This window comes from Pseudomonas sp. P106(2024), from assembly GCF_057480815.1.
Genome location: NZ_JBLIYU010000001.1, coordinates 177,911 through 190,462 on the forward strand (window position 1 = coordinate 177,911; position 12,552 = coordinate 190,462).

A 12,552-nucleotide genomic window follows, 5' to 3' on the forward strand; every position below is an offset into this window, starting at 1 on the left:
AAACTGGCAAAACTATCAGGTCCCAGCTGCACCGTTGCTGTGCCACATGCACCAGCACAAGGCAGATTAGCCTTCAAAACCCTCGAAAAATGGCCGGAACACCGCATTCCAGGGCCTGCAAGACCTGGCACGCTCCCTGCTAAGTATCCAGTACCTCCAGTTTTGGGGACCTCGGTACAGGCAGGCCGGGAAATCCCCTCTTTTATTAGTGCAGCCTCACCTGCACCCGCCAGCGCCCCGCCTCCTCCCTCGCGTTCCAGTCGCCGCGCAGGGGGCGGGCGGCCACCAAGGTCAGTACCAGCCCTTCCTCGCTCTTCTGCAGGCGCCAGCCCACCGGCTTGTCCTGCAGCGTCAGCTGACCACGCTGTGCCTTGCCCTGGGCCTCGAACACGATGGCAACGGTGCCTTGGACATTCTCGCCATGCAGTCTGGGTTCTTCGTTGAACCACAGGTCCAGGCCATCCTGCACCACCTGCACCTGCTCGAGCACCCGTTCCTCCGGGGTGGTCAGGCGTCCGATCATCATGCCCACCATCAGCCCGACAATCGCCAGCGACAGGATCACCCGCGGGAAGGCCTTCGAACGCGGGTCGGGTTCGGGGGTAGAATGCTCGTTATCCTCATGCTTGGAGCCGTGCATGTTTCACGTCATCCTTTTTCAACCAGAAATTCCGCCGAATACCGGCAACATCATCCGCCTGTGCGCCAATAGCGGCTGCGACCTGCACCTGATCGAGCCGATCGGCTTCGAACTGGATGACAAGCGCCTGCGCCGGGCCGGGCTGGACTACCACGAGTATGCCACGCTCAAGCGTCACCAAAGCCTGGCCGAATGCCTGGAAAGCCTGAATCAGCCGCGGCTGTTCGCCTTTACCACCAAGGGTTCGCACCCGTTCCATGAGGTCGAGTACCAACCTGGCGATGCGTTCCTGTTCGGGCCTGAAAGCCGTGGCCTGCCGGCCGAGGTACTGGACAGCCTGGCCCCCGAGCAGCGCCTGCGCCTGCCGATGCGGCCGGGGTGCCGGAGCCTGAACCTGTCCAATACCGTGGCGGTGACGGTGTACGAGGCGTGGCGGCAGCAGGGGTTTGCCTGAAAGGTCTTTCGCGGGGCACACCGACGAACAAAAAAGGGCGACCGAAGTCGCCCTTTCTTGTTTCAGCGATTACTGCACGGTCGGCACTTCGCCGGCTTCCTGCATGCGCTGCATCTCTTGCGCGTACAGGGCGTCGAAGTTGACCGGCGACAGCATCAGCGCCGGGAACGAGCCACGGGTCACCAGGCTGTCCAGGGTCTCACGGGCGTACGGGAACAGGATGTTCGGGCAGAACGCGCCAAGGGTGTGGCTCATCGAAGCGGCGTCGAGGTTGGCAATCAGGAAGATGCCGGCCTGCTGCACTTCGGCGATGAAGGCCACTTCGTCGCCGTTCTTGACGGTCACCGACAGGGTCAGCACGACTTCGTGGAAGTCGCCTTCCAGGGCCTTCTGGCGGGTGTTCAGGTCCAGCGAGACGCTCGGCTCCCACTGCTGGCGGAAGATCTGCGGGCTTTTCGGCGCCTCGAACGACAGATCGCGCACGTAGATGCGCTGCAGGGAGAATTGTGGGGCGTTGGCGTCAGTGGCGCCGTTGGTCTGTTGCTCGGTCATGGCAGATCCTTTTCCTAATGTTCTTGAATGCAGTGCGAATCAGGCCGCCAGCAGCGCGTCGAGCTTGCCCGCGCGCTCCAGGGCATAGAGGTCATCGCATCCACCGACGTGCGTGCTGCCGATCCAGATCTGCGGCACCGAGGTACGGCCGGCCTTCTGGCTCATTTCGGCGCGAACCTGGGGTTTGCCGTCGACCTTGATCTCCTCGAACGCCACGCCCTTGCTCTCGAGCAGGTACTTGGCGCGCATGCAGTAGGGGCAGTAGTCGCTGGAATAGACGATGACGGGCTTCATATCACTTCACCAGGGGCAGGTTATCGGCTTTCCAGCTGGAAACGCCACCGCTGAGCTTGGCGGCGGTGTAACCAGCCTTGAGCAGTTCGCGGCACAGGGTGCCGGACTGCTGGCCCATCGCGTCGACGACGATCAGGGTCTTTTCTTTGTGTTTTTCCAGCTCGCTCATGCGGCCGGCCACTTTGTCCTGGGGAATGTTCAGCGCACCGACGATATGCCCGGCCGAGTATTCCTTGGCGGTACGGATATCGATCACCACGGCCTTGTCGGCGTTGACCAGCGCGGTCAGCTGGCCGTTGCTCAGGCTCTGGCCGCCACGGCGGACTTCGTTGATCAGCAGCAGGACCAGCAGGACGACGAAAATGGCCACCAGGATGTAGTGATCTGTCGCGAATTGAATCAGGTGAGCAACCATCAGGGGTGTTCCAGGCGATTGAAAATGGCGGCCAGTATACACAGCGCCCCATGACCACCAAAGCCCACTGGGCTGGCGGCAAACGCGTCTTCATGTTGCATGCCTGACCGCGCCTGTCGGGCAAGGGGAGGAATATTCGCCGTCGCTGGCGGATTTGCCCTAAAATGCGTGTCTTTATCATCTTTGAACAACCGTGAGTTTGATTGATGACGAGTACGCCTAAACCCCTGGTCCTGATCATCCTGGATGGCTTCGGTCACAGCGAAAGCCCCGAATACAACGCCATCTTCGCTGCCAACACGCCGGTCTACGACCGCCTGCGCGCCACTCAGCCGCATGGCCTGATCTCCGGTTCCGGCATGGACGTGGGACTGCCCGACGGGCAGATGGGCAACTCCGAAGTCGGACACATGAACCTTGGCGCCGGCCGTGTGGTGTACCAGGACTTCACTCGGGTGACCAAGGCCATCCGTGACGGCGAGTTCTTCGAGAATCCCGTGCTCGGCGGCGCGGTGGACAAGGCCGTCGGTGCTGGCAAGGCCGTGCATATCCTCGGCCTGCTCTCCGACGGCGGCGTGCACAGCCACCAAGACCACTTGGTCGCCATGGCCGAGCTGGCCGCGCAGCGTGGCGCCGAGAAGATCTACCTGCACGCCTTCCTCGATGGCCGCGACACCCCACCGCGCAGCGCCCAGTCGTCCATCGAACTGCTCGACGCCACCTTCGCCAAGCTGGGCAAGGGCCGCATCGCCAGCCTGATCGGCCGCTACTACGCCATGGACCGCGACAACCGCTGGGACCGCGTGAGCGCCGCCTACAACCTGATCGTCGACAGCGTCGCCGACTACACCGCCGACACCGCCCTGGCCGGCCTCGAAGCCGCCTATGCCCGCGACGAGAGCGACGAGTTCGTCAAGGCCACCCGTGTCGGCGAAGCCGTGAAGGTCGAGGACGGCGACGCGGTGATCTTCATGAACTTCCGCGCCGACCGTGCCCGCGAGCTGTCGCGTGTGTTCGTCGAGGCCGATTTCAACGAATTCCCTCGCGCCCGCCTGCCGAAACTGGCGGCCTACATCGGCCTGACCCAGTACTCGGCGAAGATTCCGGCCCCAGCGGCGTTTGCCCCGGCCAGCCTGAACAACGTACTCGGCGAATACCTTGCCAAGAACGGCAAGACCCAACTGCGCATTGCCGAGACCGAGAAGTACGCCCATGTCACCTTCTTCTTCTCGGGCGGGCGCGAAGAGCCGTTCGAAGGCGAAGAACGCATCCTGATCCCATCGCCAAAGGTCGCCACCTATGACCTGCAGCCAGAAATGAGCGCCCCCGAGGTCACCGACCGTATTGTCGAGGCCATTGAGCAGCAGCGTTACGACGTGATCGTGGTCAACTACGCCAACGGCGACATGGTCGGCCACACGGGCGTATTCGACGCGGCGGTCAAGGCCGTGGAAGCGCTGGACGGTTGCGTCGGTCGCATCGTCGAGGCGCTGGACAAGGTCGGCGGCGAAGCGCTGATCACCGCCGACCACGGCAACGTCGAGCAGATGGAAGACGAATGCACCGGCCAGGCGCACACCGCCCACACCACCGAGCCGGTGCCGTTCATCTATGTCGGCAAGCGTCAGGTCAAGGTCCGCGAAGGCGGCGTGCTGGCCGATGTGGCGCCGACCATGCTCAAGCTGCTGGGGCTGGAAAAGCCGGCGGAAATGACCGGAACCTCGATCCTGATCGATGCTTGAGGGTTGTACTGGGGCCGCTTTGTGGCCCCGAAATACCCTAATTCCAGACCAACGCCCCGCCGCCCAAGCCGCGGGGCGTTTTTTTTGCAGGCCCGCAAGGGCATACTAGGCCAGTCTCCATCCCCGGTACGCCAAACCCCATGCTCCGCGCCCTCTTTTTACTCGCCCTGTCATGCCTGCTCACCCCGGCCTTCGCCGACGAGCGCGCGCAGACCCAGCAGCAGCTGGACGCCACCCGCCAGGACATCGCCGAGCTGAAGAAGATGCTGGGCAAGCTCCAGGAGGAGAAAGCCGGCGTGCAGAAAGACCTCAAGTCCACCGAGACCGACATCGGCAACCTCGAGAAACAGGTTGAGGCACTGCAGCAAGAACTAAAAAAGACAGAGGGCGAACTGGAGCGCCTTGATCACGAGAAAAAAAAACTCCAGAGCGCCCGCGTTGAACAGCAACGCCTGATTGCCATCCAGGCCCGTTCCGCTTATCAGAACAATGGCCGCGAGGAATACCTCAAGTTGCTGCTGAACCAGCAGAACCCCGAGAAGTTCGCCCGCACCCTCACCTATTACGATTACCTCAGCAAGGCACGCATGGAGCAGTTGCGCGCCTTCAACGAGACCCTGCGCCAGTTGGCCAATGTCGAGCAAGACATCGCCCGCCAGCAGGAACAGCTGTTGACCCAACGCGCCGACCTCGACGGCCGCCGTCAAGCGCTGGTGGCCGAACGCGACAAGCGCCAGCAGGTGCTGGCCAAGCTCAACAGCGACATGAAAGAACGCGACCAGAAGCTGCAGCGCCGCGAGCAGGACCAGGCCGACCTGGGCAAGGTGCTCAAGACCATCGAGGAAACCCTCGCCCGCCAGGCCCGCGAGGCCGAGGAAGCCCGCCAGCGCGCCCTGCTGGCCAAGCAGGAAGAAGAAAAACGCCGCAAGCAGCAGGCCTTGGCCGCGGCGGCCAGCGCCCAGGAACCCGAGGAAGCGCCGAAGAAGGCCCGTACCACCCTCGGCCCAGTGGTTTCCAGCGATGGCGCCAGCTACGGCGGTGCTTTTTCTGCGGCCCGGGGAAAACTTCCATGGCCAGTCAATGGTCGATTGCTGGCACGCTTCGGCGATACCCGCGGCGGCGATGCCCGGGCCAAGTGGGACGGGGTGATGATCGGCGCCAGCGCCGGCACCCAGGTGCGCGCCGTGCACGGCGGGCGCGTGGTGTTCGCCGACTGGTTGCGCGGCGCTGGACTTCTGGTCATTCTCGACCATGGCAATGGCTACCTGAGCCTGTACGGCCACAACCAGAGCCTGCTCAAGAGCGCTGGCGACATCGTCAAGGCCGGCGATGCCATCTCCACCGTAGGCGACAGCGGTGGCCAGGACAACGCGGGCTTGTACTTCGCGATTCGCCAGCAGGGCCGGCCAACCGACCCAGCGCAATGGTGCCGAGGCTAGTTAATGCTACTTTTACGGCGCCGCCCACGAAACGGTGGCACCGATGCTCCCAACGGGAGCACCAACAGGATCAGGAGTTCGTTTGACATGCTGCACTCGCCTCGCCTCACCCAGCTGGCCTTGACCATCGCTCTGGTCGTCGGCGCGCCCCTGGCCGTTGCCGCCGAGCCGGCCAAGCCGACGACGGCCAAGCCCGCCGCCGTGCCGGCCACCGAGGTGACCGCCAAGGCGCCGCTGCCGCTGGACGAGCTGCGCACCTTCGCCGAGGTCATGGACCGTATCAAGGCAGCCTATGTCGAGCCAGTGGATGACAAGACCCTGCTGGAAAACGCCATCAAGGGTATGCTCAGCAACCTCGACCCGCACTCGGCCTACCTTGGTCCCGAGGACTTCCAGGAGCTGCAGGAAAGCACCAGCGGCGAGTTCGGCGGCCTGGGCATCGAAGTGGGCATGGAAGACGGCTTCGTCAAGGTGGTCTCGCCCATTGACGACACCCCGGCATCCCGCGCCGGCATCGAGGCCGGCGACCTGATCGTCAAGATCAACGGCGCGCCAACCCGTGGCCAGACCATGACCGAGGCCGTGGACAAGATGCGCGGCAAGATCGGCGAGAAAATTACCCTGACCCTGGTGCGCGACGGCGGCACGCCGTTCGACGTGACACTGGCCCGCGCGGTGATCCAGGTCAAGAGCGTCAAGAGCCAGCTGCTGGAAAACGACTACGGCTACATCCGCATCACCCAGTTCCAGGTCAAGACCGGCGACGAGGTAGGCAAGGCCCTGGCCAAGCTGCGCAAGGACAACGGCAAGAAGCTGCGCGGCGTGGTCCTCGACCTGCGCAACAACCCCGGCGGCGTGCTGCAGTCGGCGGTGGAAGTGGCCGACCACTTCCTGACCAAGGGCCTGATCGTCTACACCAAGGGCCGTATCGCCAATTCCGAGCTGCGCTACTCTGCCGATCCGGCCGACGCCAGCGAAGGCGTGCCGCTGGTGGTGCTGATCAACGGCGGTAGCGCCTCGGCTTCGGAAATCGTCGCTGGCGCCCTGCAGGACCAGAAACGCGCCGTGCTGATGGGCACCGACAGCTTCGGCAAGGGCTCCGTACAGACCGTGCTACCACTGGCCAACGACCGTGCGCTTAAGCTCACCACCGCGCTTTACTTCACCCCCAACGGCCGCTCGATCCAGGCCCAGGGCATCGTCCCGGACATCGAGGTGCGTCCTGCCAAGCTTACCGCCGAGGCCGACAACGACAACTTCAAGGAAGCCGATCTGCAGGGTCACTTGGGCAACGGAAACGGCGGCGCCGACCGTCCGAGCGGCAGCAGCAAGCGCAAGGACCGCCCACAGGACAACGACTTCCAGCTCAGCCAGGCCCTCAGCCTGCTGAAGGGCCTGAACATCACCAAGGGCGACTGACCGTTGCCAATGCGTTACCTGCTGTTCACGCTTATCTGCCTGATGCTCGGTACCGCCCAGGCGGCGCCGGGCAAGGCCTACCTGAGCATCATCATCGACGACCTGGGCCAGAACAGCGAGCGTGACAGCCGCACCCTCGCCCTGCCTGGGCCGGTGACCATGGCGATAATGCCCGACACCCCGCACGCCACCGACTTCGCCCGCCAGGCCCACAAGGCCGGACGCACGGTGATCCTGCACATGCCCATGGACCCGGCCACCGGCCCCTACGCCTGGCACCCTGGCACGCCGATCGAGGAGCTGGCCCGGCGCCTGAACGCCGCCTTGGCAAAGGTGCCCTTCGCCGCGGGTATCAACAACCACATGGGCAGCCGCATGACTGCCCAGCGCAAGCCGATGCACTGGCTTATGGAAGAACTACAGCGCCGCCACCTGTTCTTCGTCGACAGCCGCACCAGCGCTGCCACCGTGGCAGCCGCCGAAGCGCAGACCGTCGGCCTGGCTCATGTTTCGAGGGATGTGTTCCTCGATGACGTGCGCACCACAGAGGCGATCAGCGGACAGTTGCAGTTGGGCATTGCCCAGGCGCGCAAGCAAGGCTCGGCGGTGCTGATCGGCCACCCCTACCCACAAACCCTGGCGGTCCTGGAGGAGCAACTGCCCCGGCTGAAAAGCCAAGGCATCGAGCTGATCAGCCTGCACCAGATGATCGCCGAACGGGGCAACCAGGCCACGCCCGCGCACGGCAAGCAAGGCCGCTACCTGAACCGCTGAGCGCCTCAGTCGAAGGGAATAACGCCCTCCACCTCACCCAGTCGCACTTCCCCCCGGTAGATCGCCAGCAGGTCCTTGCCGCTGGCCGCCGCATGCAGTTGCGCCTTGCGCCCCAGCTTGCGCTGCGACCACAGCTTGAGATGGCCCTTGCTGAATTGCCGTGTGCCGGTGGTCGTTGCAGGGTAGTGGAAATGCGCCTCCCACAGGCCCTCGCCCTGTTGCTCACCCGCCCGCTGACGGCGGCGAATCTCATAAACGTCCAGGTAGTCCTTGGCCGACAGCATTCGCCGTGGGCCGGCCCGGTGAACCGTCACTTCGTTGTGCTCGAACAGAAAGCGCAAACTCTTCGCCGTGGGGTGGGAGGTGACCAGGTACATGCCCGTCAGCAGGTCACGCTGGGTCGCCTGCAGACGCGTCACCGCCTGGCTCAGGTTGTCGAACAGCTCGTCTTCAGGGGTCAGCCTAGGCAACTTGGCCTGCACCTCCTTGAGTTTGCCGATATGCCCCTCCATCACCGCGGAAAGCCCGAGCGCTTCATCGGACTTGACGTACAGCCGGGCAAGGTTGATTACCGAGTCCACCTGGCCGACCAAGGCATGGGCACGCTGACGCGCGATGCGCGGGTCCTTGGGCGAAACGGGCGGAAGGTCGTCAGCCCCGCTCCCCGAGGCTTGCTCGACCCATTCCCCACCCTGGTTGTGGAAAGTCTTGATCACGCTTTGGGTGCGGAAGTCCCGCTGCTGGATCACCGCGATACCGTCGATCTCCACCTCTTCACCCAGGACGCTGCGCCCGCGGCTGGTCCTGACTACTTTGCGCCTGCCGCCGCGTGGCGCGTAGGTGGAAGCCTGTCTCACCGGCGGCAGCTCGAGTTCCTTTTCCCGGACGGCCTCGGCCAGGTCTTTTTCCGCCAAGTTCTTGAGGCCTTCGAGGGTCTGCTTGTACTGCTGTAAACGATCCTGCCGGATCGCCTGGCCACCGAGGCTACTCAGGTAGTCCGCCATCCCCCTGGCCTCTTCGTAGGCCTCCAGGATGCCCGTCAGAACGTCGATCCGCTCATTGACCGAAAGCTCGCTCCCGGCCAGGTCACCATGGGCATTGCCCGCACTCTTCAGGGCTTCGCTGGCCAGGTAGTCGAGGTACTGCTCCAAGGTACGCTCCTCGACATCCACCAAGCGGTCGAGGCTGACCTCGGCCAGGTCGAGCAACAGGCGGAAATCCAGGTCGATGGCCGACAGGCGTCGGCGCTCGATAGTCTGCTTGAGCTCGGTGTCCTTGTTGATCCTCGCCTCGTTCTTGTCATTCTTGAACACGATCGAGGTGTCGTTCAGGGTATCCACGAGCACCTTGTCCAGCACTCGGGAGATGTCGACCAGATCGGTCTCCCATTTGATGACATTCTCCAGCGAGGCCAGGAACGTCTTGTAGTGCTGTATCTCCAGCGCTCCCTCGGGGCGCACGGCGACATCCTTGGAGATATCATCCAGCCCCTCTTCGTTGATCATCGAGGCCATCTCGTTGTAGTACACCGAAAGATTCTCGACGAGGGCCTGGCGCACGCCACTGCGCTGCTCCGCGAGCGAAGCTTGCAGCGCCGTGTCGTCGATCCGCATGTCGTGCAGGCGAGCAAGGAGCCGGTCATGCTCGATACCGTTCTCCACCACCGCCTTGAGTTCGTAGATGACTTTCTCGTTGATCTTCTTGCGCAAGCGCCGAGTCAGGTCGAGGACGTTCTGGTTCAGCTCGTCCAGTGCGGGCAAGGCTTCCAATGCGGCAATCTGACGGTCCTTCTGGTTCAGTAGGTCGCGGTGGTCCTCCAGTAGCTTGCCCAGTCGGTTGTTGGTTTGCGCGAATACCGTCTCGCTATGACGCAGACTGTCGAACAACCTCTGGTTTTCCTCCTTCATCGCCTTCAGACGACTGCGCGGCATGCCGCCGCGCAGGCGCAGCGCCGGGTCGATCCGCCACTGGCCGTCGACGAACACCGCCCAAGGCCCCGCTTGCCCGGCAAGGTCGACGATGCGCACCCCCTCGCCAGAGACACGAGCGCGGTACACATCGCCACCCAAGGGCAAATAGTGATGTCCCTCGAGCGCATACAGCCCTTGATGGTCACCGCTTCCAATCGCCTCCAGACCGTCAAGCGATTGCCCGACACGCAGGGCTTGCAGCGCCTTGCGCCGCTCGGCCGTGAGCACGTTGAGCCCTTGGGCGCCGCGCCACGAGAAGTCCAGCCGTGTGGCCGCGTCACCCAGGGCCCCCGCTAACCCGACCTTGCCCTGCGAAGGCTTGAGTGCCTGTGCGCGGCGAGCTGGCTGCAGCAACGGCAGGCGCTCGATGGCCGAGGCAGGCACGATCGATTGCGTGACGGCCGACGCCCCTGGCAGGCGCAGGTGCATCAACGCCATTGACGCGTTGAGCAGCAGGTCCACCACGGCCGCGGAGCGCTCGAACGCGTTGTCGCCACGCAGCGCCGCCAGGTCGTTCTGCATCCCTGTGATGCCCTGCGCCAGCCAGGCAACAGTGGCCACAGGCCCGCGCAGCAACAGGCTGACCACATCGAACAGCAACCAGGCGCCCTGGGTGAGGATCGCCCAGCGGCTTTCCCGATTGGAAACCGATTGCCGGTCGGCCAGTTCCACCAGCAGATCGCGGTTGGCCTGGTACAGCTTGGCGTCGACGTCGCGCTGCCAGAACTGCGCCTCGAAGGTCGCAGGCTTGACCCGCGAAGGCAGCACCGAGGTGTCGACGATCGGCCGCAGCAGGTGCGGCTCGAGGAAACCGCCGTGGCCATAGACAAGACGCGCCTCGGGGGTGAGCCAGTCGAGGACGCTGTCCTGCAGCGCACCGGACTGGCTGATCGCCGCCATCATCGCCCTAAGGCTGGCGTACTCGATGAGCGCGGCATTACCGTACAGCGGCCGGTACAGCAGCACACATTCAGGTTGGGTGGAAAATAGCACGTACATGCCCGCCGCCTTGTCGCTGGAGGTCGCGTCGGGCTCGCGCTTGAACGCCAAGGGCATCAGCATCTGCGCAGGCGACTGCGGATCGACGACACCGCGGCAGTAGTCGACCACGCAGCCCAGGGCCGCTTCGCTGAGGGTCTTGGCCAGGCGTGCCGAAAGGGCGCTGAACAACAGCGAGCAGCGCCACTCGCGCCCGAACCGCACGACCCGCTGCGCGCGCTGGGCAGGGTCGTACAGGCACTGCGCCACGTAGTTCGGATAGTGCCCGCCGATATCGACCCGCTGGACCAGTGACTGCACGTAGCCCGGGTTCATCCAGTCCATGATCAACTGGCCCTTGCGGTGTTCGACGGCGCTCAGCAGCGCGCCTTGCAGCGAACTCAGGTTGCCGATGGCGAATTCGGTCAGGCTCATGCGCCGGTGCGCCACGCTGCCGCCACCCACGCCTGCGCCCGCACCGCCGGGTGTGCCTCGGGCGATGGTCAGGGTCAACTCCAGGTCGTCCGGGAAGTAGTTGGCGTCGTCGGGATGGTCGGCCAGCAACTGCGTACGCAACTGCTGGCGCGCGTAGGCCTGTAGGTCGAGCACGCCATCCAGGGCGCCGACACCATCGGACAGCGCCTGCGCCAGGGCCAGGTCGAACAGCGCGCACTGGCAAGCGAAGCTGTCGGCCGGCACCGCGTGCAGAAACTGCGGCGGCAATAGCGCGCGGGCTTGCGGGTCGTTCACGCGGTAGCCCTCGATGAAGGGGCGCGACGGGTCGCACAGCGCGGCGAAGCAGCGCTCCAGGGCGTCGACATCGGCCAGTTGCGAGTAGCGGACACGGCGCACGCGCTCGAGCGACGCCTCGAGCATCAACGTGCTCAGCTGGGCGAACGCATCGCCCTCCAGTTCGTAGCGGTTCCACACGAACGTCTCGAACGCCTGCTCCTGAGCGAATGCATCGCGCAGGAACAGGACCAGGGTTTCGAGCGAGTCGAACGCGCGGATGGCACTGGAAGGCATGCACCAGAGGAACACCTTGCGCGCATCGCTCTCGCCCATGAGCAGCAGGTTCGGCAGCAGCGTGTGGTAACGCTCGGCGCCTTGGCTCAATTGCACCTGGAGCACACTCACGCTAGGCGATTGGTTGCCGCCTTGAAGCAGGCCATGGACGTAGCCCTGTTGCTCGGCATCCAAGCCTTGCAGGGGCAGGTTGGCCAACCAGGCCGACTTCATCGCCTGTTGCAGCCAGCGGTCGCGGCTGACCCCGGCACTGCCCGTGCCTTGCCAGTACTCGACCTGCGCCTGGCAGAAGTGCTCGGGCAGCAGTACCAGCAGGTCATTGAGCGCGTCGGTCAGCGCTTCGAGCCTGACCACGTCGGCATCGGAACCTTCGAAGGGGGCCGGGTTGGCGTAGAACCGGCGCGGGACCTCAAGGCTTAGGCGGTAGTCCAGACCAGCCACCCGGGAAAAATCGAGGACGCGTCGATCCAGCAGCGCTTGCAGGATGTAGTCGACGAACGGCTGGTTGCGCCAGGTGGTATCCGCTTGGGGGATCATCAGGTACAGCACCTCTGCAGATGTCAGCTCCGGGCGGTACTCGGCAATCGTCGGGTGATGCTCAATCAGCACCTGCATCAACTGCCGCCCCGCGACCTGGCGCAGGGTCGGGCGGCTGGCGAACTGAATCGCCACGGCGTGCTTGTCATCGGTCAAAGGGGTCATGGGCGGGCGGCTCCAGGCTGAGGGTGGCCAAGGAGCGTATACAGCCAAGAACGCGGGGCAGGCCTACATATTGCTCAGCGCGGTGACGTCATCAATAAGCACCACAACGCAGGGTCCGGTTACGGCAGCGTGACGGCGCCCCCCACG

General features: G+C 64.3%; 10 protein-coding genes. 5 read left to right on the forward strand and 5 right to left on the reverse strand.

Annotated elements, in window-relative coordinates:
* Positions 1-205: 205 nt before the first annotated feature.
* Positions 206-640, reverse strand: a complete 435-nt coding sequence (locus AC25M7_RS00770; RefSeq protein WP_182321863.1) for a hypothetical protein — start codon at positions 638-640, stop codon at positions 206-208.
* Between AC25M7_RS00770 and trmL the strand changes: the two genes are divergently transcribed.
* Positions 639-1,094 (forward strand): tRNA (uridine(34)/cytosine(34)/5-carboxymethylaminomethyluridine(34)-2'-O)-methyltransferase TrmL, encoded by a 456-nt coding sequence (gene trmL / locus AC25M7_RS00775; RefSeq protein WP_028688410.1) that lies wholly within the window; start codon positions 639-641, stop codon positions 1,092-1,094. The genes AC25M7_RS00770 and trmL overlap by 2 nt on opposite strands.
* 69 nt (positions 1,095-1,163) lie before the next feature.
* Here trmL and secB read toward each other — a convergent pair whose 3' ends face one another.
* The 3 genes from secB to AC25M7_RS00790 are packed head-to-tail and all read right to left on the reverse strand — an operon-like array spanning position 1,164 to position 2,355.
* Complete coding sequence (gene secB / locus AC25M7_RS00780; protein WP_011531802.1) at positions 1,164-1,646, reverse strand: protein-export chaperone SecB; 483 nt, start codon at positions 1,644-1,646, stop codon at positions 1,164-1,166.
* 39 nt (positions 1,647-1,685) lie between these two features.
* Positions 1,686-1,940, reverse strand: coding sequence for a glutaredoxin 3 (grxC, locus tag AC25M7_RS00785; RefSeq protein WP_003249204.1), 255 nt, complete (start codon positions 1,938-1,940; stop codon positions 1,686-1,688).
* A gap of 1 nt (position 1,941) precedes the next feature.
* The gene (locus AC25M7_RS00790) at positions 1,942-2,355 is read right to left on the reverse strand and encodes a rhodanese-like domain-containing protein (protein WP_028688411.1); all 414 of its coding nucleotides are present in this window, start codon (positions 2,353-2,355) and stop codon (positions 1,942-1,944) included.
* A gap of 206 nt (positions 2,356-2,561) precedes the next feature.
* Here AC25M7_RS00790 and gpmI point away from each other — a divergent pair, with 206 nt between their 5' ends.
* The 4 genes from gpmI (at position 2,562) to AC25M7_RS00810 (ending at position 7,729) form a co-directional block, all read left to right on the forward strand.
* Entirely contained in the window at positions 2,562-4,097 is a 1,536-nt protein-coding gene (gene gpmI, locus AC25M7_RS00795) for a 2,3-bisphosphoglycerate-independent phosphoglycerate mutase (RefSeq protein ID WP_028688412.1), read from the forward strand.
* Positions 4,098-4,237: 140 nt separating this feature from the next.
* Complete coding sequence (locus AC25M7_RS00800) at positions 4,238-5,536, forward strand: murein hydrolase activator EnvC family protein (RefSeq protein ID WP_486970624.1); 1,299 nt, start codon at positions 4,238-4,240, stop codon at positions 5,534-5,536.
* Between the two features lie 87 nt (positions 5,537-5,623).
* Entirely contained in the window at positions 5,624-6,955 is a 1,332-nt protein-coding gene (locus AC25M7_RS00805) for a S41 family peptidase (RefSeq protein WP_028688414.1), read from the forward strand.
* Between the two features lie 9 nt (positions 6,956-6,964).
* Entirely contained in the window at positions 6,965-7,729 is a 765-nt protein-coding gene (locus AC25M7_RS00810) for a divergent polysaccharide deacetylase family protein (RefSeq protein ID WP_028688415.1), read from the forward strand.
* A 5-nt stretch (positions 7,730-7,734) separates the two neighbouring features.
* Here the strand turns inward: AC25M7_RS00810 and AC25M7_RS00815 are convergent, their stop codons facing one another.
* Positions 7,735-12,405, reverse strand: a complete 4,671-nt coding sequence (locus tag AC25M7_RS00815) for a dermonecrotic toxin domain-containing protein (RefSeq protein ID WP_486970625.1) — start codon at positions 12,403-12,405, stop codon at positions 7,735-7,737.
* Positions 12,406-12,552: the final 147 nt, after the last annotated feature.